At 62.0% G+C, this 21,294-nt stretch carries 21 protein-coding genes, 2 tRNA genes, 2 pseudogenes and 1 riboswitch; of the genes and pseudogenes, 5 read left to right on the top strand and 20 right to left on the bottom strand.

The genetic code is table 11. The features are described from left to right. Window positions 1-10 precede the first annotated feature (10 nt). Window positions 11-1,135, top strand: a complete 1,125-nt coding sequence (locus KVP70_RS27635) for an acyltransferase family protein (protein ID WP_217945611.1) — start codon at window positions 11-13, stop codon at window positions 1,133-1,135. Here KVP70_RS27635 and KVP70_RS27630 read toward each other — a convergent pair. Next, window positions 1,132-2,016 carry a winged helix-turn-helix domain-containing protein gene (locus KVP70_RS27630; RefSeq protein ID WP_217945610.1) on the bottom strand — a complete coding sequence of 295 codons (885 nt, stop codon included), beginning with the start codon at window positions 2,014-2,016 and terminating at the stop codon, window positions 1,132-1,134. The genes KVP70_RS27635 and KVP70_RS27630 overlap by 4 nt on opposite strands. Before the next feature lie 168 nt (window positions 2,017-2,184). On the opposite strand from KVP70_RS27630, the gene KVP70_RS27625 reads away from it, so the two are divergent. Then, window positions 2,185-2,748 carry a YceI family protein gene (locus KVP70_RS27625; RefSeq protein ID WP_217945609.1) on the top strand — a complete coding sequence of 188 codons (564 nt, stop codon included), beginning with the start codon at window positions 2,185-2,187 and terminating at the stop codon, window positions 2,746-2,748. Here KVP70_RS27625 and KVP70_RS27620 read toward each other — a convergent pair. Further along, complete coding sequence (locus KVP70_RS27620) at window positions 2,720-3,676, bottom strand: DMT family transporter (protein ID WP_262311747.1); 957 nt, start codon at window positions 3,674-3,676, stop codon at window positions 2,720-2,722. The two genes, KVP70_RS27625 and KVP70_RS27620, sit on opposite strands and share 29 nt — an antisense overlap. A gap of 112 nt (window positions 3,677-3,788) precedes the next feature. On the opposite strand from KVP70_RS27620, the gene KVP70_RS27615 reads away from it, so the two are divergent. Next, entirely contained in the window at window positions 3,789-5,198 is a 1,410-nt protein-coding gene (locus KVP70_RS27615; protein WP_217945608.1) for an aminotransferase-like domain-containing protein, read from the top strand. Here KVP70_RS27615 and KVP70_RS27610 read toward each other — a convergent pair. The 18 genes and pseudogenes from KVP70_RS27610 to KVP70_RS27525 form a co-directional block, all read right to left on the bottom strand. Beyond that, a complete protein-coding gene (locus tag KVP70_RS27610; protein WP_217945607.1) occupies window positions 5,181-7,313 on the bottom strand; it encodes a TonB-dependent receptor plug domain-containing protein in 2,133 nt (710 codons plus the stop codon). The two genes, KVP70_RS27615 and KVP70_RS27610, sit on opposite strands and share 18 nt — an antisense overlap. Before the next feature lie 284 nt (window positions 7,314-7,597). Further along, window positions 7,598-8,065 (bottom strand): hypothetical protein, encoded by a 468-nt coding sequence (locus KVP70_RS27605; RefSeq protein WP_217945606.1) that lies wholly within the window; start codon window positions 8,063-8,065, stop codon window positions 7,598-7,600. Window positions 8,066-8,072: 7 nt separating this feature from the next. Next, on the bottom strand, window positions 8,073-8,789 hold the full coding sequence (locus KVP70_RS27600) for a hypothetical protein (RefSeq protein ID WP_217945605.1): 717 nt from the start codon (window positions 8,787-8,789) through the stop codon (window positions 8,073-8,075). Between the two features lie 245 nt (window positions 8,790-9,034). After that, window positions 9,035-9,239, bottom strand: a pseudogene (locus KVP70_RS35695) (IS21 family transposase); the annotation flags it as partial. A gap of 370 nt (window positions 9,240-9,609) precedes the next feature. Continuing rightward, window positions 9,610-10,203 (bottom strand): MlaD family protein, encoded by a 594-nt coding sequence (locus tag KVP70_RS27590; protein WP_217945604.1) that lies wholly within the window; start codon window positions 10,201-10,203, stop codon window positions 9,610-9,612. Continuing rightward, entirely contained in the window at window positions 10,193-10,972 is a 780-nt protein-coding gene (locus KVP70_RS27585) for an ABC transporter ATP-binding protein (protein ID WP_217945603.1), read from the bottom strand. Before KVP70_RS27585 ends, KVP70_RS27590 begins: the two co-directional genes overlap by 11 nt. After that, on the bottom strand, window positions 10,969-12,111 hold the full coding sequence (locus KVP70_RS27580; RefSeq protein ID WP_217945602.1) for an ABC transporter permease: 1,143 nt from the start codon (window positions 12,109-12,111) through the stop codon (window positions 10,969-10,971). Before KVP70_RS27580 ends, KVP70_RS27585 begins: the two co-directional genes overlap by 4 nt. A 162-nt stretch (window positions 12,112-12,273) precedes the next feature. After that, a pseudogene (locus KVP70_RS27575) lies at window positions 12,274-12,482 on the bottom strand (transposase); the annotation flags it as partial. 227 nt (window positions 12,483-12,709) lie between these two features. After that, window positions 12,710-12,785, bottom strand: a tRNA-Lys gene (locus KVP70_RS27570). Between the two features lie 29 nt (window positions 12,786-12,814). Then, a tRNA-Lys gene (locus KVP70_RS27565) sits at window positions 12,815-12,890 on the bottom strand. Between the two features lie 57 nt (window positions 12,891-12,947). Then, on the bottom strand, window positions 12,948-13,703 hold the full coding sequence (gene ybgF, locus KVP70_RS27560; protein ID WP_217945601.1) for a tol-pal system protein YbgF: 756 nt from the start codon (window positions 13,701-13,703) through the stop codon (window positions 12,948-12,950). 107 nt (window positions 13,704-13,810) lie between these two features. Further along, the gene (gene pal, locus KVP70_RS27555; RefSeq protein WP_008446706.1) at window positions 13,811-14,341 is read right to left on the bottom strand and encodes a peptidoglycan-associated lipoprotein Pal; all 531 of its coding nucleotides are present in this window, start codon (window positions 14,339-14,341) and stop codon (window positions 13,811-13,813) included. Between the two features lie 29 nt (window positions 14,342-14,370). Next, window positions 14,371-15,645, bottom strand: a complete 1,275-nt coding sequence (gene tolB, locus KVP70_RS27550) for a Tol-Pal system beta propeller repeat protein TolB (protein ID WP_217945600.1) — start codon at window positions 15,643-15,645, stop codon at window positions 14,371-14,373. Continuing rightward, window positions 15,645-16,529 carry a cell envelope integrity protein TolA gene (tolA, locus tag KVP70_RS27545; protein ID WP_416053858.1) on the bottom strand — a complete coding sequence of 295 codons (885 nt, stop codon included), beginning with the start codon at window positions 16,527-16,529 and terminating at the stop codon, window positions 15,645-15,647. The genes tolB and tolA overlap by 1 nt, the downstream gene beginning before the upstream one ends. 48 nt (window positions 16,530-16,577) lie before the next feature. Then, the gene (locus KVP70_RS27540; protein ID WP_217945598.1) at window positions 16,578-17,015 is read right to left on the bottom strand and encodes an ExbD/TolR family protein; all 438 of its coding nucleotides are present in this window, start codon (window positions 17,013-17,015) and stop codon (window positions 16,578-16,580) included. 15 nt (window positions 17,016-17,030) lie between these two features. Beyond that, window positions 17,031-17,723 (bottom strand): protein TolQ, encoded by a 693-nt coding sequence (tolQ, locus tag KVP70_RS27535; protein WP_217945597.1) that lies wholly within the window; start codon window positions 17,721-17,723, stop codon window positions 17,031-17,033. 8 nt (window positions 17,724-17,731) lie between these two features. Then, the gene (ybgC, locus tag KVP70_RS27530) at window positions 17,732-18,145 is read right to left on the bottom strand and encodes a tol-pal system-associated acyl-CoA thioesterase (RefSeq protein ID WP_217945596.1); all 414 of its coding nucleotides are present in this window, start codon (window positions 18,143-18,145) and stop codon (window positions 17,732-17,734) included. A 177-nt stretch (window positions 18,146-18,322) separates the two neighbouring features. Further along, window positions 18,323-19,072: an SDR family oxidoreductase gene (locus KVP70_RS27525; protein ID WP_217945595.1), complete on the bottom strand. Its 750-nt coding sequence runs from the start codon at window positions 19,070-19,072 to the stop codon at window positions 18,323-18,325. A gap of 164 nt (window positions 19,073-19,236) precedes the next feature. After that, window positions 19,237-19,362, top strand: a riboswitch (ZMP/ZTP riboswitch). Between the two features lie 97 nt (window positions 19,363-19,459). Between KVP70_RS27525 and glyA the strand changes: the two genes are divergently transcribed. Together glyA and nrdR are read left to right on the top strand one after the other, a co-directional pair. Next, window positions 19,460-20,707, top strand: a complete 1,248-nt coding sequence (glyA, locus tag KVP70_RS27520) for a serine hydroxymethyltransferase (RefSeq protein ID WP_217945594.1) — start codon at window positions 19,460-19,462, stop codon at window positions 20,705-20,707. Between the two features lie 56 nt (window positions 20,708-20,763). Next, a complete protein-coding gene (gene nrdR, locus KVP70_RS27515) occupies window positions 20,764-21,234 on the top strand; it encodes a transcriptional regulator NrdR (protein WP_043479966.1) in 471 nt (156 codons plus the stop codon). The last annotated feature ends 60 nt before the right edge of the window (window positions 21,235-21,294 follow it).

The raw sequence follows: 21,294 nt of genomic DNA, 5'->3' as shown, positions 1-21,294 counted from the left end.
AGGGATGGGGATGAATGCAGCAAGGGGAGGGGCTGGCGCGGAAGTAGCGGTCCAGCCGCAGTTTGGTTTGATTAATCTGTTGAAAGCTGGTGCAGCGCAGTTGATTGTTTTGCATCATTTGGCATTTTATGGACCGATGTCCGATCAAGTGCGGCCGTTGTTGCCGGCATTGATAGATTGGCTGAGCGGCAGTGCGCGCATCGCCGTGCAAGTATTCCTCGTCATTAGCGGCTTCCTGGTGGCGAAATCGCTGTCGCCCGCCGGCCGGTCCGGCCTGTCCGATCCCCTGGGGGCGATCTGGCACCGCTACACCAAACTGGCGCCGCCGTTCCTGGCGGCCACGCTGCTGGCCGCCGTCGCTTCCGCCTGGGCCGGCAACTGGATGATGCACAGTTCGGTCTCCGCGCCGGCCACGCTGAGCCAGCTGAGCGCGCACGCGCTGCTGCTGCATGGCGTGCTGGGCTATCCGTCTTTGTCGGCCGGCGCCTGGTATGTCGCCATCGATTTCCAATTATATGCAGTCACGGCGCTGGCGCTGTGGCTGGCCGGCCGCGCCACCGGCCGTCGCCGGATGCTGTGGCTGATGCCGGCCCTGACGGCCTTGGGCGTGACGCTGTCGCTGCTGTATTTCAACCTCGATGCCGACTGGGATAACTGGGCGCCGTATTTCTTCGGCAGCTATGGCCTGGGCATGCTGGCGTGGTGGGCCAGCGATCGCTGCCGCACGCCGGGCGCCGTGGCGCTGCTGCTGGCCATGGCCTTGTTGCCGGCGTCGGCCGCCTTGTTCCTGGACTTCCGCAGCCGCATCGCGCTGGCGCTGGTGGTCGCTTGCCTGCTGTATTTGTTTGGCCGCGCTGAAACAGTGGCGACCGGCCGCGCCTGGTCCGTCGTCAACGGCCTGGGGCGGATATCGTATTCGGTGTTCCTGATCCACTTCCCGGTCTGCCTGATGGTCAACGCGGCGTTCAGCCGTTTCGTCCCGGCCGGCCCCGCGTGGCAGGGGCTGGGCATGTTGCTGGCCTGGGCCGGCAGCCTGGCTGCCGGCGCCGCGTTCTTCCGCTGGGTGGAGGCGCCGCTGGGCCGCGCGGTCCAGTTCGCTACCGGCAAGATCGGCCTGCGTCCGCTGGCCGCCTAGTTCAGCGTCGTCTTCAGTGCTTTGGTGACGGCGTCGGCGATGTCGTCCTGGACCATCAACAGGTCGTCGACCGGCTTGTCATAGGTCTCCGACCAGATGATGAAGCCGTTGTCGGCCTTCATCAGGCGCGCCGCGACCCGCAAGGTGTTGCCGGATTTGCGCACGCTGCCATCCAGGATGTAGACCACGCCCAGCTTGCTGGCGACGTCGGCCACCGCCATCTGCTTGTCCTTGTAATAAAACGTGGCGCTGGGCGCCGGCACTTTCATGCCCGGTATCTTGCTGAACCTGCCGATCAGTTCTTCGGTCATGCCGTCGGCAAAGGTCTCGTTGCGCATGCCTTCGGTCAGGTCGGCAAACGGCAGCACCGCGATGGATTTCTGCGCCGCCGCTGGTGCCGCGGGGTGCGGCTCGTTCGCCAGCGTGTTGTGCAGCCAGAAGACTATGCCGACCACGACGGGGATGCAGGCCGTCAGCAGGAACACCAGGCGGCTGCGTGTGGCGTTGGAGGGCGACGCAGGGCGGGGCTGCGCCGGAATGGTCACCGGTACACTCCACGGGCCCACCGCGGCCACCAGGCGGTAACCCTGGCGCGGCACGGTGACGATGTAGCCGGGTTGCTTGGGATCGTCGCCCAGCACGCGGCGCAGCGAGGCAATCGCCTGGTACACCGAATCCGGCGTGACGATGACGCCGGGCCAGACCTGGTTCAGCAGCTCGTCGGCACTGACGATCTCGCCGGGACGTGCGGCCAGGCAAAGCAGCAGGCGCATGGTGCGTTGATCGAGCCGCACGGTTTCGCCGTCCCGGCCGATCTCGCCCAGGGCGGGATCGACGCACCAGGCGCCGACGCGTAGCTTGGCAGCCGCTGAAGTTTCCATTGTGCTCCGATATTTTTGTATTTTTGACAGGCTTGGATTATAGCGCGGCCGCCAGCGGGGCTTTTCAGGGAATTTCAGAACTATTTCAGGCCAATTTCAGGCCGATTTCAGGACTTTCGGCCCGGCCGCCTGCATTGTGGTGGCTCCCCACACATGAAGGAGTACCCGATGAAATACCTGTTGCCGATGCTGTTCTCGCTGTTCACCCTGCCGGCCTTCAGCGCCGAGACGCTGACGATCGACCCCAACCACAGCGCGGTGGTCTTTAGCTGGGATCACCATGGCTATACCAATCCGGTGGCCCGCTTCGAGAAAATCGAAGGCAAGCTGGTGCTGGACGAGGACCTGGGCAAGTCCTCGGTCACGGTGAAACTGGCGGTGGACGGCGTCCACACCGCCGTCGCCGCCCTCGACCGGCAACTGGTGAGCGCGGAATTTCTCGACGCCGCCGCCTTCCCCGACATCACGTTCCAGAGCACCAAGATCGTCAAGGGACCGATGGACCGCCTCAAAATCAGCGGCAACCTGTCGGTGCATGGCGTGACCAGGGCCGTGGTCCTCGACGGCAAGATCAACAAGATCAAGCGCGACCCGATGGGCAAGGAGACCGAAGCGGGCTTCGAAGCCATGGTCAAGCTGAACCGCGCCGATTTCGGCGTCGACAAGTATTTCCCGAACACGGCGCGGGAACTGACCGTCCACATCACCCTGGGCGCGAACTCGGAAGGCTAGCCGACACGGCTAGCGGCCGGCGCTGGTACAGATTGTTCAATACCAGCGCCGCGCCGGTGCATGCTGCGCCCAGCAGCTGGCCGGCCGCGATCGGCGTACCGGCCAGTGCTTCCACCGCAAAGGCGGTCAGCGGCACCACGTCAAGGAACAGCACACCGTTGGTTGGCGTGATGATCTTGTTGCCCAGGTTCCAGCAGAGCACGGCCAGCACGCCGGCGACCAGCACCATGTACGCCAGATAGGGCAGCAAGGCCGGCAACTCCGCCAGCGCAGGACGAGGAATATAACCCAGCGCTTGCAGGGAAAAATCGGCAAGCAGGATGGTGGTCAAGCCCAAGCCGGTGGTGATCGCCGAATAGCGATAGCCGCTCCAGCCGGGAAAAAACGATGCGCCCAGCGTGTAGAGCGCCCACGACGCCGCGCCCAGCAGCAGAAAAGCCGCCGAGTCGCTGGCAACGCCCTGATGCAGCAAGCTGCCCGGCGCGCCGCCGGACACCACCAGCAACACACCGTAGAACGACAGCCCGATACAGCCGAACGCCACCGCGGAAGGACGCTTGCCGCGGATCGCCCAGTTCAGCACCAGCGTCAGCATCGGCGTGGTCGCGATCATCGCCGACGCGGACAGGGCGCCGGACTGTCCGGCCAGCTGCTGGCCGTGGAAGATAAAGAAGCCGTAGCCGCAAAAGCCGCAGGAGCCCAGCGCCCAGGCCAGCACATAGCGCTCGCCGCGCAGCTTGAGCGCCGCGCCGCCTTCCTTGTAGAACAAAATCGCCAGCATGATGGCGGCCGCCGCGCCGTAGCGTAACGCCGTGAAGTTAAACGGGTCCATGCGCAGCAGGGCCTGTCCCATCACCGGAAACGATACGCCCCACGCCAGCGCGGCGGTCAGGCACAGCGCCATGCCCTTCAGATATTCCTTACGCACAGCCTACTCCAGGAGTTCAGATGCTGCCGATTCTAGGGTGGGGCCTGTCGCTTGCGTAAGGTACAGATTGGGTACAATACTCGATACTGTACTGGTACAAGGAGCGTGACAGATGCATCGTTTCCACCGATCCGGCGTTTCCGGCCTCAGCGTGGTCGCCCAGGTGGTCGACCATTTTGCCGCGGCGATCGCGGCGCGCGAGCTCACGCCGGGGGCCAGGTTGCCGTCGATCAGAAGCTTCGCGCTGGACAGCCAGGTCGCCAAGTCGACCGTGGTGGAGGCCTATGACCGGCTGGTGGCGCAGGGGTTGGCGGTGTCGCGGGCCAAGTCCGGCTTCTTCGTCTCCACGCCGAGGCAGGTGCTGGAGATCGGCCGCGCGCCCAGCGCTCCACGGCGCGAGGTCGATGAATTCTGGATGCTGCGCAACGCCTTGCAGCTGCCGAGCCACGCCCTGCGTCCCGGCTGCGGCTGGCTGCCGCCCGACTACCTGAACGATGAAGGCATACGGCGTGTGCTGGGCACGCTGCGGCGGGAACCGGGCGACGCGCTGACCTCCTACGGCGAACCGGCCGGCTACCGCCCGCTGCGCCAGCAGTTGCAGCGCCATCTGGGCGGGCGCGGCATCGAGGCGCCGGTGGAGGGGATCGTGTTGACCGACAGCGGCAGCCAGGCGCTCGACCTCGCCATCCGCCTGCTGGTGCAGGCGGGCGACACGGTCTTTGTCGACGACCCGTGCTATTTCAATTTCCAGGCCAGCCTGCGCGCGCACCGGGTCAACGTGGTCGGCATTCCGCTCACGCCCAGCGGGCCGGACATGCAGCAGTTTGAACTGGAACTGGCCTGGCATCGTCCCCGGCTCTACATCACCAACGCGGTGCTGCAAAATCCGACCGGCATTTCCTTTTCCGCCGCGGTGGTGCACCAGATACTGCTGCTCAGCCGGCAGCATGGCTTCGACATCATCGAGGACGACACCTTCGCCGACCTGGAAGAGCGCCCGGCGGTGCGGCTGGCCGCGCTGGATCAGCTGCAACGGGTGATCTACATCGGCAGCTTTTCCAAGACGCTGTCGGGCGCGACGCGCTGCGGTTTTCTGGTCGCCAAGGCGGAGTGGATAGAGGCGGTGCTGGACCTGAAGCTGGCCACCACGTTTGGCAACAATGAACTGTCGGCCCAGCTCATTTGCAAGCTGCTGCTCGACGGCAGCTACCGCAAGCACACCGAAGCGATCCGGCAGCGCTTGCGCAAGGCGGCGGTGTCGGTGCGCAAGCGGCTGCGCGACTGCGGCCTGGAACCGTGGGCCGAACCGGCGGGCGGGCCGTTCCTATGGGTGCGGGGAGGGCCGGACATGGATGCGTCGGCGATCGCCAGCGCGGGACTGGCGTCCGGCATACTGTACGCGCCGGGCAATGTGTTCAGCGTCAGCAACAGCGCCGGCCATTGCTTGCGCTTTAACGTGGCCTATTCGCATGATCCGCGCATCTATGCGTTTTTGAAGAAACAGTTAAAGCTTGACGCTTAGCTGCACCGCCAGCGCGCGCGGCGATACCGGGATATCGAAGGGCAGCGCCAGCCCAGGCGCCAGGCTGGGCTCGCGCGCGTCGGCGTCGAACAGATTGCGCACGGTGGCGGAGACGGTCCAGCCATGCGGCAGCGGATGGGTGAGGGCGGCGTCGACGGTGCGGTAGTCGGCAATGGCGGTGCGCGCATCGCCGGCCGCGCGGCGCCGGCCGGCGACCCAGTTCAGCTGCGGGCTGAATTGCCAGCCTGGGCTGACGGTCCAGTCCAGGCGTGTATATGCGTGGTGGCGCGGCGCATAGCCCGGATCGTTGCGCGTGGCAGTGTCGTGCGCGTTCTGGCGCGCGTAGTTCGCTAGCCAGCGCAGGTTCTGGTTCAGCTCCCAGGTCAGCTCGACCTCGCCGCCGTTGCCTTCCGTTCCGCCGCTGTTCTGGTACATCGCGCCCGGCGCCGGCGCCGGGTTGGGCACGGAACGGATCAGGTCCTTCAAGGTATAGCGGAACAGGCTGACGTTGAGGGACAGGTCGGCGCGCGCCTGCCACGCCAGCGCGGCCTCGGTGGTGGTGATCGCTTCCGGCCGCACTTGCGGGTTGCCCATGTTGACCGGATTGATGCCGGTCTGTTCGTTGAAGCTGGGCGAGCGGAAGGCGCGCCCGTGCAGCAGCTTGACCGTGACGTCCAGGTCGGCGTCCCACACCAGCGCCAGGCGCGGATTGGTGGTGCCGCCGAAGTCGGAATAATCGTCATGTCGGACGCCGGCCGTCAGCGCCCAGTCGCGCGCGAACTGCCACTCGTCCTGCACGTAGACATAGTTGATCTTGCGGCGCTGCGGCCGGATGTGCGGCTGGATGGCGCCGTAGTCGATCACCGGGCCGGTCGGGATCGGTATCCCCGCCGGGCTGATCAGGAAGTTCTTCAGGGTCTCGACCTGGTACAAATACAGGTCGTCGTGGCCCGCGCCGAAGCGCAGCGCATGACGGCTCACGCCGCTGTAGGTGGCAAAGGCCGAGCTGCGCAGATTGCGCTCCCAGCGGCCGGGTCCGCCGATCATGCCATTCGGGAACAGGTTGGCGCCGATGCGCGCGCCCGCCGGAAACAGCGCCAGGCCGTCGGGGGTCTGCTCGGTGAAGAACATATAGCTCAGCGAGGCGCCCACGCTCCAATCGTTGGCAAAGTCGGGCGCGGTCCACGACAGCTCGCTGGCCGCGTAGCCGCTGCGCGGTTTGTGCTCGGGATCGAGCGCGGAATTGACGCCCAGGCCGGTGCCGACGTTGCTGCGCCACTTCAGGTTGGTGCGCCAGCGCCAGCGCTGCCAGGACAGGTCGAGACTGCCGTCATAGGCGTCATAGCCGGTATTCATCGGGCCGGGTGCTTTGCTCACGTGGGTGCCGAAGCGGCGGTCGTTCAGGGTTTGCGCATCGGCTTCGATCAGCGTGCCGGCGCCGTCGGTGCGGCCCACTTGCAGAAAAGCCGCGATGGACAGCTGGTCCAGCTTGTGGCCGTATTCCAGCCAGGCGTCGCGCGCGTTGAACGAGCCCACCCGCGCGCCCACGCGCATGCCCGGCATCTGTTCCGCCGTCTTGGTGATGATGTTGATGACGCCGGCAAACGCATCGGCGCCATACAAGGCCGAACCGGGGCCGCGGATGATTTCGATGCGCGCCACATTGGTCAGCGGCATGCTGGCCCACATATTGCCCTTGTCGCCGTTGAAGTCGGTGTTCATGCGCAGGCCGTTCAGCAGGAACAGCACCTGGGGATTGGTGACACCGCCCGCGCCGATGCCGCGGATGAAGTAGTTGGGCGCATACATGGTCGGCACGCGCGTGACGTGGATGCCGGCCACCGCTTCCAGCACATGGTCGAGATCGGTCGCACCCATGGCGGCGATATCCTCGGCCGTGACGACCGAGGCCACGGCCGGCGCGCGGCGCAGCGGCTGGGCCGAGCCGGTGGCCAGGCTGATGGCGGAACGGTCCATGCCGTACAGGGCCAAGTCTTCATCCTCGGGCAGGGCTGCGCACAGCGACGCAGGATGCCAGGCCGTCAGGGCCAGGGCGACCAGCCAGCCGGGGCGGCGGTCTGTCGTGCGGGGACGCTGGGTAGGGAACAGTTTCATCTCGGAAGTCGAACGGCGGCAGAAACTCCACAATACACGGCGCGTTACACTTTAACAATTAAGTGTTGTCAAAGTGCATCAGGAAGTTATGGTGGTTGCTGCGCGCGCAGTCCGTTGGATTAGTTGCAATTAAGAACTTGTAAATGGCGACTGCGGTATCGACCGTTGCTGGAACTGGCCAGGGATGCCGTTGGCGTGTATGAAAGACGGAAAGAATTTTTATCGCAGCTGCACCAACGCGATAGACGACAACGTGGTTTGGATGGACAACCATTTCGTGGGTGTCAGCCACCGTCAGGTTGAGGATTGCCGCTTATCTTGAAACGCCGATGAAATTTGAGCGGACGGTGTACGCCGCGAGGTTCGGAAAATGGGAGCGCAAAGGTCTGCTCGTTCAACAGTTCCAAGGTCCAATCCGTGCCGCCGAAAAAGAGAAAACGAATCTTGTTAGGCGGTTGCAGCTCAAGGAGCGAAAAAACCCCGGTTGCATACATTGATCCCAGCCATGCGGAATCCACCACCTCGAAGTTGGTGTCGAGCAGATAAACACGAAGCGTTTCCTCGTGCATGATGTTGTCGGTAACTAAGACTAGTAGAAGATCTTGCCACCTTATTGCCGCCTCCAGCACCGCGCCGTCGATCACCTTGCCAGTCGGCTTGCCATCCACGATCAGTTCGCTCCGTGGCATCTCCTCACCGAAAGGCGAACCGATCAAGCGGACCGAAAATTCGGAAGTGGAAAGTAGTTTCACGAAAATCCTACCAAACAAAGCTGATGCCGAAAGCCGCAAGCGTGCCACCGACAAATGCCCCCACTGTGACGCAAATGGGAGCGCCGGGCCCGCATGCGAGGCCGGCTAGCGCTCCTCCCGCAATGCCACCCCCAACGCCCGCGCTGGCAGAAACGAGCTCCTTGCCTGCGGCGGAGAGCTTGTCCGTCGATGTCGCGATATTGTATGCCGAGATGGCGACCGAAATAACTATGAGGCCGCGCCCTGCGTGCGAAAGCCGGGACAGGACCGCGCTAACTTTTGTGTTGGACTGCCCAGCTGATCGAACTATCGACGCATAAACGATATCTTTTTTTGACGAGGGCAGATTTTTAAATATCGATCTCTCTCCAAAATTCAGCATGGTGTGGCGAGCCACCAATTCATTCAAGGAATAGCCTTTGATTTTGAGCATTTCTGCCATAGCTCTGCCTACCGGCGTGCTTCGCCTGCGGAAGATTTCCATGATCAAGTTTCTGGTTTCTTGCGCCTGTTTTGCCGCTTCTGTCCAGCTGATTTTCCCTGCCAGTGCATCATTTTCCAGCTTTTTTGCCATCGCCTTTATTTCGCGGGCATAGGCGAGGCGCGTTGTGGCATCGATGGTTACATGCAAGCCGACATTGGCTATCTGACTCTCGAGGGCTTTCATCGATTGTTCAAAAACGGCCCTATCTTCGGTAACTTTCACGGAGGGAGCGGAAGTCATTTGCGGCACCTTTTCGAAGTGAGAGTACTTAGGATAGGTAGTGCAACGCAGTTCAGATTGTGCTGGCTCAACGGGATGGTGTTTTGATTTCTGGCACCCATTTGGCTGACTCGATTATGCGGCGCCACATGGCTGGGGACTAACGTACCTGCATCTGCCGGAGCGACCAGAGAGCGACAGTTCACACAGCGATTGTGGCCCGCTGTCGATTGCCGGTGGCCGGGGTGGGGGAATTTCAGCTGGCGAGCCGGTGGCCGGGGTGGAGGAATTTGCCGCCACCGGCCCGGTGGCCAAGGCGGGGGAATTGGGTTCCTGCCCGGTCGTGCCCAGCGCCAGGCGGCGGATGGTTTTGCGGTCCACCCCGGTCAGCCGCGCGATCTCGCGTTGGCTGGTACCGGTTGCCAGCAGCGTGGCGACTGTGGTTCGTTTGTTTGGTTTCAAGACGTTCACCCTCCATGCTCCCCTTCGATGGTCGAAGAGGCAAGGTTACGTCCTGCCAGCGGGATTGCTCTCCGGCGACCGGCTGTAGCAGCGCTAAGCGGTCAGGAGGTGGGGGATTTTGACCCGGCCAGAGGGGGGGATTTTGCCCGGCCAACGGGGGACTAGCTCTCTATCATTGGACCGGTACCCACTAGGCCATGATTAACGACGAGGCTGGCGCGTGCATGGCAATGCGATGGATTACTGACGGCCACCGCGCGGGATCGCTGCTTCAGCGATCAGGATCTTCGGTGCTATAGGAATTGTATGGATGCGTAATTGGCGCTGGGCCGACGCTGATTGAGGGGCGCGTGCCCATCCCCTTCTCCTTGAATTTCCGTTATTTTTTTGCGCCGTCGGTGCTGTCCTTGTCGGGACGGCGCAGCAGCAGCGAGGGATTGGCCTTGACCTTGTCGGTCAACGCGCCGACCTCCGTGACAACCTTCTTGGCCTGGTTTTCGATCGACATGAATTTTTCGACGACCTTGGGCAGTTCATCTAGCATGGCCTTGAGCCCGGATTTCTGGAACGGAATCTCGGGAACTTTGTCCGGAGGCGTCACTGCAAGCAGAGGTTTGGCCGCTTTGTCTCCGCCGCTCAGTTCGACATAGATGACGCCAGTGATGCCCTTGATCGCAAGGCTGGCCCGGGTGTCAGTCTTGACCGGTGTATTTTTGCGCAAGCGCACGTCGACTTGCACGAGGCGCGGATCGTCCGGATCATTGATGATTGACTTGACCGTGCCAGCATCGACGCCGCGGAACTTCACCGGGTCGCCCACGGTCAGACCGCTGACCGATTCGGGGAAATGTATGCGGTACAGCACATCGTCGCGCTGGCCCGGCCTGCCTAGCCAGACCGCAAACAAGGCGGCGGCAAGGGCGAAGGCGATGATGAACAGCCCTTCCATAAAATAGTGCTTGTCAGTTTCCATGGCTTACCTTCCTGGCTGTCATTGCTCCCTCTGCGCGTGGCCCGTGAAAGAAGTCGTGTATCCACGGATGTTTGGATTTCCGCAACTGGTTGGCGGTGTCGATGGTAAGGCTCTGGTCGACCAGCACGGCGATGCGGTCGCAGATGGTCAATAGGGTAGTGAGATCATGGGTGACGATGACGGCCGTAATGCCCAGGCTGCGGTTGAGCTGCTGGATCAGCGCGTCAATACCGGCGGCGGCAATCGGGTCGAGATCGGAGCTCGGTTCATCCAGGAAAAGAATCTGCGGATCGAGTGCAAGGGCACGGGCAAACGCGGCGCGCTTGACCATGCCGCCCGACAGTGCGGACGGAAACTTGATACCATTGTCCGCGCCCAAGCCGGTCAGCGCCAGTTTCATCGCGGCGATTTGCTCCCGGTCGTCGGCCTGCAAGGTCGTATGTTCGCGCATGGGCAACATGATGTTGTCGGCCACCGACAGGGAGGAAAACAGGGCGCCTTGCTGGAACAGTACGCCAAATGCAAAGGCGCGATCATGGGCCGAAATGGCGCGGATCGCCATGCCGTCGAGCAGGACATCACCACCATCGGGCTGATGCAGGCCGATCAGGGTCTTAAGCAGCACCGATTTGCCGGAACCGGAGCCGCCGGCGATACCGATGATTTCGCCGCGCTTGATGTCAAGGTTGAGTTTGTTATGTATGAGCTGTTTGCCGAAGCGGTTGACGATGCCCCTGGCAGACAAGGTGGTCGTGGCGGCGGGTTTCATACGCCAAGCTTTTCAAACAGGATGGAGAAGAATGCATCGAGCACTAGCACCAGGAAAATCGACTTCACGACGGAACGGGTGGTTTCGCGCCCAACGCTCTCGGCCGAACCGCTCACCCTGAGCCCGTGCATGCACGCGATGGTTGCAATGAAGAAGGCGAAGATCGGCGCCTTGAACAGGCCGACCAACAGGTCGCTGAGGCTGACCACCTGCGGCAAGCGCGTCAGGTATTGTGCAGGCGACACATGCAGCAGCGCTTGCGCGATGGCCGCGCCGCCGATCAAGCCCATGATGTCAGCGAAGAAGGCAAGCACGGACAAGGTCAGGACCAGCGCGATCACGCGCGGCACCACCAGCATTTGCATCGGCTCCAGCCCCATCACGGTGAGCGCGTCGACTTCTTCGCGCGTTTTCATCACGCCAATTTCAGCCGTGAAGGCGGAGCCCGAGCGGCCAGCCACCATGATGGAGGTGATCAATACCCCCATTTCGCGCAACACCGAGACCGCGACCAGGTTGATGGTGAGGTCCTCTCCGCCATATTGGCGCAATTGCGCGACACCCTGGTAGCCGATGACGATCGCAATCATGACCGCCATCAAACCGATGATGGGCAAGGCCTGGATGCCGGTCTCCCTGACATGGCGCGAAATCGATGCCGGACGCAGGGAAGTCGGGTGTAACACGGCATGGAAAATCCAGCTTGCGACACGGCCGACGAAGGTGATGAGGGAAAGTGCTTCGTGCCTGGTGTCATGGGCGCTTTTCCCCAGCGCCGTCACTAGTTGGCGCCAGCGCGGAACGGGCGCCACGGCAGGTAGCGGTTTGAGATCGAGTGAGTCGATCAGATCGAACAAGGTTTGGTGTTCGGGGCGCACGCCGGTCAGGACCACGCCCAAGTCACGCAGGGCAGACAGGAACAGGGCGCCCGGCGTATCGAGGCGCGTGATCCCGGCCACGTCAAGCGTGCACGAGGCCCCGCGCTGCGACCAGCTCTTCAGCGAGTTCCTGGCCGTGGTGAGGGTGCCGATGACAAGCGAGCCCGACAGCGTGTGGCGCTCACCTTCGCCGCTGACAACGATAGTCGGTGGCGAACGGGGCGAGGCGGCTTGCACCGGATTGGCAGGAACCCTGATCATGGTGTCAGCTTAGTTTGGGTGGAGTCAGCTGGTCGCGCCACGTGCGCGAATAGCTTGGCGTTGCTATGTGTCAGTTTAGGCGCGACGCCTTGGCCTGATCTGTGCGGCACAACACATAGGAGCTTAAACGCATGCGCGGCATACCCCGCTTTTGCCAGGAGGGGTACCTTCCCGCATCATCAAACCTTGCGCCGCCAGATGCCCGTTGATCGTCTCGAAGATCTTGCGTGTGAGCTCGTGTTTTTCCAGCAGACGGCGAAATTTCAACAGCGTCGTCGCGTCCGGTGCCGCTCGCGATTAAGGTCGACACCTACGAAACCGCGTATCGCCTGGCTGTCGTAGATCGCGTCCTCGATGCCTTCGTCGGACAGACAACGCCCATCCACTCAACTTGAAAGGAGATTCGATGCGAAAAAAGCGGGCTAATTTGACAAGTTCGCCCCGTCCGGCACATCAGCGACCGCTGCATGGTCATTATGGTTGCTCTGACGGCCTCCCATCTTAGGTTGGAGGAGTGGGCGTTTTTGCACGCGACCAGAGAGCGACCAGAAACAAAAAAGCCCACGAACCGAAATTCGTGGGCTTCCTTGATTATTCTTGGTAGGCCGTGCGGGATTCGAACCTGCGACCAACGGATTAAAAGTCCGCTGCTCTACCAGCTGAGCTAACGACCCAAAGGTATGAAACCTTGGTTTTCTTCGAGTGGTAGGCCGTGCGGGATTCGAACCTGCGACCAACGGATTAAAAGTCCGCTGCTCTACCAGCTGAGCTAACGACCCCCGAAGAAGCGAGATTATAGGGGGTAATGAGTCTTGCTGTCAAATACCCCCGGGTAATTATTTGCCGTGGAGGCGTTCTTTTGCCGTGACCGCTGCCGCCGAGTCAGGATAGGCCTTGATCAGGTCCTGCAAGGTCTTCTTGGCGGCCTTGTCTTTCAGCTCGGCCTGGCAGCTGGCGATGTTGAGCATGGCTTCCGGCGCCTTCGGGCTGTCGGCGTAGTTCTTCAGCACCAGCAGCTGGGCCGTGATCGCGCCCTTGCAGTCGCGCTGGGCGTAGTAGGAGCTGCCCAGGTAGTACTGCGCGTTGGCCGCGTAGCTCGAACCCGGATAGCGCGCCACGAACTCGCTGAACGCCGTGCCGGCCGCCTTGTAGTCGCCGGAGGTGAAGGTCTTCCACGCCGCTTCGTAGGTGCGCTGCTCGTTCGGGTCGACCTGGGCGGTCTTGCCGTCGATGGTCACTTCGCGCGGCTCCAGCTTGCGCAGGCGGGTGTCGAGGTCGACGTAGAAGTCTTTCTGGCGCTTTTGGGCGTTGGACAGCTCGTTGCCCAGCACTTCGATCTGGCCGCGCAGCTTGGCCACTTCCTGCAGCGTCATCTCGTTTTGCGAGACCAGGTCCAGCGTGCTTGATTTGTCGGATTTGGTGTCGATACGAGCGTTCAGCTCGGCGCGCAGGGCTTCGACCTTGGAACGCAGGTCCAGCAGGGCCTTGCGGGCTTCGTCGTCGTCGAACAGCCCGGCATGGGCTTGCAGCGGCAGCCAGGTCAGCGCGGCCAGCAGGGCGGCGCTCAGGCCGGATTTGGAGAGTTTTATCATGTCGGGCGCTTTCACACAAATCTAAAAGGAAACGGGGCGGGACGCGGTGTTACCCGCGCGCCGCCCCGTATTATGCCTGTGACCCGGCAAAAGGGTAGTGCTTTGTATTACTTGTAGACGATGTCTGCACGACGGTTTTGCGCCCATGCTTCTTCGTTCGAGCCGGAGGCTTTAGGCTTTTCCTTGCCCAGCGATACGGCTTCGATTTGCGACTCCGGCACGCCCAGCGTGGTCATCGCCTTGCGCACGGCTTCGGCGCGCTTCTGGCCCAGGGCCAGGTTGTATTCGGCGCCGCCGCGTTCGTCGGTGTTGCCTTGGATCAGGATCGAGCGGGCCTTGTTCTTGGCCAGGTAGGCGGAGTGGTTTTCCACCACTGGCTTGCCGTCGTCGCGCACGACGTAGCTGTCGAAGTCGAAGTACACGCTGCGGTTGGCCAGCACGCCTTTAGGATCGTCCAGCGGATCGAGCGATTTGGTTTCGACCGGGGCGACGGTACGGGTGTCCGGCTGCGGCTGTGGTTTCTGTTCGACTTGACGCTCTTCCACTTTCGCTGGTTCAGCGATCTTGACCGGAGTCGAGCAAGCGGACAGGATGGCGGCGGTGGTGACGATAAAAGCTAAGCTGCTGAGTTTACGCATTTGATTCTCCTAGTGATGAAGGCTAAAGATTACTGCATGAATGGACCCCAGGTGGGCTCCTTGATGTTGCCCGCCTGAGTGGTCAGGCGTTGTTTTACACGTCCATCCACCGACACCACGGCCAGCGATTTGCGGCCTCCGGCCTGGGTGGCGTACATGATGTATTTGCCGTTCGGGGCAAAGCTTGGGTACTGGTCGTCGGTGCTGTCGGACAGCCGCTGTTCCTGGCCGCTGGCCAGGTCCATCACGTACAGCTGGTAGTTGCCGTCGCGGCGGGAGATGTAGGCCAGCGTCTTGCCGTCGGCCGACACGCGCGGGCTGATGTTGTAGTTGCCGGTGAAGGTGACGCGCTTGGCGTCGCCGCCGTCGCCGTTCATGCGGTAGATCTGCGGGCCGCCGCTGCGGTCGCTCATGAAGTAGATGCTGCCGTCCGGCGCGAAGTTGGCTTCGGAGTCGATGCCGGCGCTGTTGGAGACGCGCTTGAGGTTGCCACCGTCGGCGTTGACGGTGTAGATCTGCGTATGGCCATCCTTGGACAGCGACACCGCCAGCTTGTTGCCGGTCTGCGCCCACACCGGCGAGGAGTTGCTGCCTTTCTCGTTGGCGATGACGGTGCGTGCGCGGGTGATCAGGTTCTGCACGTAGACCACCGGCTTCTTCTGCTCAAACGATACATAGGCCACCTTGGTGCCGTCCGGCGACCACGATGGCGAGATGATGGGCTCGTTCGAGCGCAGCGCCATCTGCTCGCCGTCGCCGTCGGCGTCGGCCACCAGCAGCTCGTAGTGGCGCTTGTCGTATTCTTTCACGTAGGCGATGCGGGTTGAGAAGGCGCCGCGGATGCCGGTCAGCTTGAGGAACACGTCGTCGGCGATGTTGTGCGCGGTCAGGCGGGTGAACTGCGGCGCGCGCGACACGTTCAGCTGCGACAGCTCGCTCTGCTTGACGGTGTCGAACAGCTTGTAGCGCACTTCGTAGTCGCCGCTGGCCGCCTTGGCCACAGTGCCGACCACCAGTGCGTCGGCGCCCTTGGATTTCCAGTTGCCGTAGTCGATGTTGCTCATGCTGGTGATCACGCCGGCGTCGATCAGCTTGAAGGCGCCGCTGCGCTCCAGGTCGGCCTTGATGATGGCGGATATCTGTTGCGGGGCGATGTTCTCGTCGGCGAAGCCGGCCACGGCGACCGGGATCTGGTTGCTGCCGACGCCGGAGATCTCGATCCGCATCTGCGCCGAGGCGCCGCCGGCGGCCAGCGCCAGCGTGGCGGACAGGATCACTTGGTTCAGTTTATTCATGTTGCTCATCAGTGCATATCCTTCATGTTGAAATCGGCGACAAACTCGCGCTCTACCGTACCATCTTTTTTCTTGGGTAGTGGTGACGATTTGGCAATCGCGTTTTCAATCGCGCTATCGTAAGCGGCAGAACCGCTGCTCTTCATCTTGCGCACGCCGATGATTTCACCGGTCGGCAGTTGGGTGATCTGGTAGGTGGCGCTGAGCGTATCGTCGACCGTGCCATAGACCAGGTTGCTCTTGATCTTGGCCCGGATCGCCGCCTGGTAGCCGCCGTCGACCTTGCCGCCGGTCGAGGTGGCGGCGCTGCCGGTGCTGCCCTTGGCGGCGTTGCCGGTGATGCGGCTCATCTCGGCGGCAAAGGCCTTGTCGCGGACCGCCTTGTCGGCCTTCTCGGCTTTTTCCTTGGCGGCCTTGTCGGCCAGCGCGGCTTTCTTCTTGTCCTTTTCGGCCAGTTCCTTCTCGTCCTTCAGCTTCTGCTCGGCTTCCTTCTTGTCGGCCAGTTTCTTGGCGTCGAGCTTGGCCTGCTTCTCTTCGGCTTCCTTCTTCAGCTTGGCTTCCTTGGCCGCTTCGAGTTTTTCCTGCTCGAGTTTTTTCTTCGCCTTCAGGCGTTCCAGCGCGATGTCCGGTTCCTGCGGCGTCGGCGGCGCCTCCACCGGCTTCGGCGGGGCGGTCTTGACCACCGGGGGCGGTTCCGGTTCCGGTTCCGGCTCGGGCTTGACCTGTGGCGGCGCCGGCGCGGCTTCCTGCACCTTCATGTCCCAGATCTCTGCCTGCACCGTGGTCGGCTCGTTGTTCTGCCAACTGACGCCCACCCACAGGAACAGCAACAGCACGGCGTGCATCGCCGCCGCCAGCGCGATCGAGCGCCAGCCTTCATTTTGTCGCGGCACTTTGTAAGGGCCGCCTGCCGTTGCGGGTTTCATCGTATGCACTGTGATTTACTTGGTGGACAAGCCGACCCGGGTGATGCCCATCTTTTTCGCTTCCGAGATCAGCTGGATCACGTCGTCGTACTTGCTTTCCTTGTCGCCGGCGATCAGCACAGGGTAGTCGGGATGGTCGGTGTGGATGGTGCGCAGCTTCTTGACCAGCGCGTCGCGGTTGGGCGCGGTTTCCGGCGCCTCTTCACCCTTGCCCTTGACGCCGATCGACAGCGCGCCGTTGGGCTTGATGATCACTTGCACATAGTCGCTCGGCGGTTTGGTGGAGCGTTCCGCGCTCGGCAGGTCGACCACGCTCGGGTCATTGGCCGAGGGCATGACCATGAAAATAATCAGCAGCACCAGCATCACGTCGATGTAGGGCACGACGTTGATCTCGGACTTGAACTTGCGGCCGCGGCCGCCGCGCATGCTGCTGGAAAAAGAGGAAGCCATGGTTGCTCTGCCTTCTTAACGCGACTGACGTTGCAGGATGTTGGAGAACTCTTCGACGAAGCTTTCGAAGCGGATCGCCAGGCGGTCGATATCGTGGGCGAAGCGGTTGTACGCCACCACGGCGGGGATCGCCGCGAACAGGCCGATGGCGGTGGCGATCAGCGCTTCGGCGATGCCGGGGGCGACCGCGGCCAGCGTGGCCTGCTGCACATTGGCCAGGCCGCGGAAGGCGTTCATGATGCCCCACACGGTGCCGAGCAGGCCGATGTACGGCGACACCGAACCGACCGAGGCCAGGAAGGCCAGGTGCGATTCCAGCACGTCCATCTCACGCTGGAAGGCGGCGCGCATGGCGCGACGGGCGCCGTCGAGCACCGCGCCGGCGTCCATGCTTTCGCGCGCGGCGGTGTAGGCGGCCTTGCTCTTGATGAACTCACCCATGCCGGCTTCGAAGATGCGCGCCAGCGGGCCGTTGTTGGCGCGGTCCTTGCCGGCGTTCTGGTGCAGCGCATGCAGGTTGCCGCCGGCCCAGAAGGTTTTCTCGAATTCGATGGTCAGGCGGCGCGCCGAGCGCACCGCGAACATCTTGCTGAAGATGTAGGTCCAGCTGGTCAGCGAGATGACGAACAACAGCGCCATGATCAACTGCACGATCAGGTGGGCGTTGGTGATGAGAGACAGGAAGGAGAGGTCTTGGGTGACGTTCATGTATGGGTTCAGTCTGTTTTAATGGTGCTACGCATTTTTTCTGCAACCGACGGTGGCACGGCGCGCGGACTGAGGTCCGAACCGACGCAGCCGACCTTGACTCGGGCGGTGTTCAGCAACTGCTCGCCGCACCACGCTTGCTGCACGAACTGGATGGAGGCGCGGCCTAGCTTTTCGATACTAAGTGTTAATTTTAGTACATCGTCCAACCTGGCAGGGGCATGATACTCCGCGCTGACGCTTTTGACGACGAACATGGCGTCGTGTTCCTGCAGCAGGGCATGTTGTTCGACGTGGATGGCGCGCAGCCATTCGGTGCGGGCGCGCTCAAAGAACTTGAGGTAGTTTGCGTAATAGACGATACCGCCGGCGTCGGTGTCTTCGTAATAGACCCGTACGTTCCAGATAAACTCTGCTGGCATGTTATTTTGACTACTAGTGAGAGTGAGCAACATTCTACGCGATTTTATTGTTGTCGTTGAACTGCGCGCAAAAGATTGCACTTGCGATAGTAAAGCGTTTTCCCGGCAACTTGCCAAGGCTTGTAACAACCGCTTACGAATCGCTTCAGGGCTGAAGCGATTCGCCAGTGCAAATAGTTACAGGTTGCGCTTGATGGTCAGCGGGCCGTAGCCCTGGCAGGTCGGCATCATTTCGATGCGGTTGATGTTGATGTGGGCGGGCAGGGTGGCGATCCAGTAGGCGGTGTTGGCGATGTCTTCCGGCGTCAGCGGCTCGGTGCCTTCGTAGACCTTGGCCGCGGCCGCGTCGTTGCCCTTCAGGCGGACGTTGGAGAATTCGGTGCCGCCGCACAGGCCGGGCGCGATGTTGGTGGCGCGCACGCCGGTGCCAACCAGGTCGGCGCGCAGGTTCAGCGTGAACTGCTCGACGAAGGCCTTGGTGGCGCCGTACACATTGCCACCCGGATAAGGCGTATCGCCGGCCGCCGAACCGAGGTTGATGATGGTGCCGCTGCCGCGCGCCACCATCGCAGGCAGCACGGCGCGGGTCATGGCGACCAGGCCGCTGCAATTGGTGGCGATCATGGTGTCCCAGTCGTCCAGCGACGATTCATGCGCCGGCGTGACGCCCAGCGCCAGGCCGGCATTGTTGATCAGCACGTCGATCTGCGCCCATTCGGCCGGCAAGCCGTCCAGCGCGCCCTTGATCGAGGCCTTGTCGGTCACATCCAGCACGACCGGGTGGGCGGCCGCGCCCAGCTCGGCCGACAGCGCCTGCAGGCGGTCGGCGCGGCGGCCGCTGATCAGGACCTTGTGGCCGTTCTGGACGAAAGTGCGGGCCATTGCCGCGCCGAAGCCGGCGGTGGCGCCCGTGATGAAGACGATCATGATCTATCCTTGCAGTTAAGTAAAAGCGAGTGTGGAAACGATGGTCAAGTGTAGCCGAAATGGCAGTATGGCTTATCTCTCCTATCAAAATCGGCATAAGATTGCCTTTTAAGCAATCATTTCCTTGCTCAAAGCTGGCGCATAAATTACAATCAGGCTTCCATTACGTCTCACGTAACTGGCGAAAAGCTTCGGTCATCACCATTTTGGTGCGTGGCGACCGGTCGGCGAAAGGTGGGCATCCACCGGGAAACGTGAGATTTCATCAGCCGTTCGCCTGGGCAGCCATCGATGGAAATGCACGAAGAGGCTGCCTGTCCGCTATCGGCTTCCCTCATTCGATCCACCTGCCAGTAACAAGTTACTCAATTCATTTGGAGTTTTTACATGTTCGCAAAAGATCACACCCTCGCCAACGTCGACCCGGAATTGTTCGGCGCAATTCAAAAAGAAAACACCCGTCAGCACGATCACATCGAACTGATCGCCTCGGAGAACTACACCTCGCCAGCCGTCATGGAAGCGCAAGGTTCGCAGCTGACCAATAAATACGCCGAAGGCTACCCAGGCAAGCGCTACTACGGCGGTTGCGAGTACGTCGACGTCGTCGAGCAACTGGCGATCGACCGCGTCAAGCAGCTGTTCGGCGCGGAAGCTGCCAACGTGCAACCTAACTCGGGTTCGCAAGCCAACCAGGGCGTGTTCTTCGCCGTGCTGAAACCAGGCGACACCATCATGGGCATGTCGCTGGCCGAAGGCGGCCACCTGACCCACGGCATGCCGCTGAACATGTCCGGCAAGTGGTTCAACGTCGTCTCCTACGGCCTGACCGCCGAAGAAGACATCGACTACGTCGCCATGGAAGCGCTGGCCAAGGAACATAAGCCTAAGCTGATCATCGCCGGCGCCTCGGCGTTCTCGAAAAAGATCGACTTCGAGCGTTTCGCTGCCGTCGCCAAAGCCGTTGGCGCTTACTTCATGGTCGACATGGCGCACTACGCCGGCCTGATCGCCGCCGGCCTGTATCCTAATCCGGTGCCGCACGCCGACTTCGTCACCTCGACCACGCACAAATCGCTGCGCGGCCCACGCGGCGGCATCATCCTGATGAAGGCCGAGCACGAGAAGATCATCAACTCGGCGATCTTCCCAGGCATCCAGGGCGGCCCGCTGATGCACGTCATCGCCGGCAAGGCAGTGGCGTTCAAGGAAGCGCTGACGCCTGAGTTCAAGGCTTACCAGCAGCAAGTCGTCATCAACGCCGACGTGCTGGCCAAGACCCTGATCAAGCGCGGCCTGCGCATCGTTTCCGGCGGCACCGAGTCGCACGTGATGCTGGTGGACCTGCGTCCGAAGAACCTGACCGGCAAGGAAGCGGAAGCGATCCTGGGTGCGGCGCACATGACCTGCAATAAGAACGGCATCCCTAACGATCCGCAGAAGCCATTCGTGACTTCCGGCATCCGCCTGGGTTCGCCTGCCTTCACCACCCGTGGTTTCAAGGAAGCGGAAGCCGAACAAGTCGGCAACCTGATCGCCGACGTGCTGGACAACCCGCACGACGCCGCGACCATCGACCGCGTGAAAGCGGCCGTGAAGGTTCTGGCGGACAAGTTCCCTGTCTACGCCAAGTAATCTGTAGTACCGCGACGCCGGCTTGTGCCGGTGTCGTGTCACCGAATAGCGCCAATATGAAATGTCCGTTTTGCCAGCATGAAGATACCCAGGTTCTCGATACGCGTGTATCCGAGGAAGGGGATTCCATACGCCGGCGCCGGCGCTGCGGAAAATGCGATAAACGATTTACCACGTATGAGCGCATCGAACTGGTGATGCCGTATGTGGTCAAGAAGAACGGCAGCCGCACCGAGTATGCGGCCGCCAAGCTGCGCGGCAGCCTGACGCTGGCCTTGCGCAAGCGCCCCGTGGCGGCGCCCGCCGTGGACGCGGCGATCCTGTCGATCGAAGAAAAGCTGCTGACCAGCGGCCAGCGCGAAGTCGACACCGGCTACATCGGCGAGCTGGTGATGCAGGAACTGAAGCGCCTCGACAAGATCGCGTATATCCGGTTTGCATCGGTCTACAAAAACTTCGAAGACCTGGCCGAGTTCCAGGACGCGATTGCCGAAGTCGGGCAGGAACGCAAGCCACGCAAGGCTTAGTTTCTTGTCGGCCTACGGCTGGCGCACCTTTGATACACCTCATATCCTCTGCAGTAGTCG

The organism is Duganella violaceipulchra (genome assembly GCF_019166075.1).
GTDB lineage: Bacteria > Pseudomonadota > Gammaproteobacteria > Burkholderiales > Burkholderiaceae_D > Rugamonas > Rugamonas violaceipulchra.
The sequence above is the reverse complement of the archived record's forward strand: the minus strand, read 5'-3'. Positions and strand labels throughout refer to the sequence as shown.

Excerpts from the sequence above, each read along its gene's own strand:
- ybgF (WP_217945601.1), bottom strand. The coding sequence starts at position 13,703 with ATGATAAAACTCTCCAAATCCGGCCTGAGCGCCGCCCTGCTGGCCGCG.
- KVP70_RS27525 (WP_217945595.1), bottom strand. The coding sequence starts at position 19,072 with ATGATCGTCTTCATCACGGGCGCCACCGCCGGCTTCGGCGCGGCAATG.
- KVP70_RS27630 (WP_217945610.1), bottom strand. The coding sequence starts at position 2,016 with ATGGAAACTTCAGCGGCTGCCAAGCTACGCGTCGGCGCCTGGTGCGTC.
- KVP70_RS27610 (WP_217945607.1), bottom strand. The coding sequence starts at position 7,313 with ATGAAACTGTTCCCTACCCAGCGTCCCCGCACGACAGACCGCCGCCCC.
- KVP70_RS27635 (WP_217945611.1), top strand. The coding sequence starts at position 11 with ATGAATGCAGCAAGGGGAGGGGCTGGCGCGGAAGTAGCGGTCCAGCCG.
- nrdR (WP_043479966.1), top strand. The coding sequence starts at position 20,764 with ATGAAATGTCCGTTTTGCCAGCATGAAGATACCCAGGTTCTCGATACG.
- KVP70_RS27540 (WP_217945598.1), bottom strand. The coding sequence starts at position 17,015 with ATGGCTTCCTCTTTTTCCAGCAGCATGCGCGGCGGCCGCGGCCGCAAG.
- KVP70_RS27615 (WP_217945608.1), top strand. The coding sequence starts at position 3,789 with ATGCATCGTTTCCACCGATCCGGCGTTTCCGGCCTCAGCGTGGTCGCC.
- pal (WP_008446706.1), bottom strand. The coding sequence starts at position 14,341 with ATGCGTAAACTCAGCAGCTTAGCTTTTATCGTCACCACCGCCGCCATC.
- glyA (WP_217945594.1), top strand. The coding sequence starts at position 19,460 with ATGTTCGCAAAAGATCACACCCTCGCCAACGTCGACCCGGAATTGTTC.
- KVP70_RS27625 (WP_217945609.1), top strand. The coding sequence starts at position 2,185 with ATGAAATACCTGTTGCCGATGCTGTTCTCGCTGTTCACCCTGCCGGCC.
- KVP70_RS27600 (WP_217945605.1), bottom strand. The coding sequence starts at position 8,789 with ATGACTTCCGCTCCCTCCGTGAAAGTTACCGAAGATAGGGCCGTTTTT.
- KVP70_RS27585 (WP_217945603.1), bottom strand. The coding sequence starts at position 10,972 with ATGAAACCCGCCGCCACGACCACCTTGTCTGCCAGGGGCATCGTCAAC.
- ybgC (WP_217945596.1), bottom strand. The coding sequence starts at position 18,145 with ATGCCAGCAGAGTTTATCTGGAACGTACGGGTCTATTACGAAGACACC.
- KVP70_RS27580 (WP_217945602.1), bottom strand. The coding sequence starts at position 12,111 with ATGATCAGGGTTCCTGCCAATCCGGTGCAAGCCGCCTCGCCCCGTTCG.
- tolQ (WP_217945597.1), bottom strand. The coding sequence starts at position 17,723 with ATGAACGTCACCCAAGACCTCTCCTTCCTGTCTCTCATCACCAACGCC.
- tolB (WP_217945600.1), bottom strand. The coding sequence starts at position 15,645 with ATGAGCAACATGAATAAACTGAACCAAGTGATCCTGTCCGCCACGCTG.
- KVP70_RS27590 (WP_217945604.1), bottom strand. The coding sequence starts at position 10,203 with ATGGAAACTGACAAGCACTATTTTATGGAAGGGCTGTTCATCATCGCC.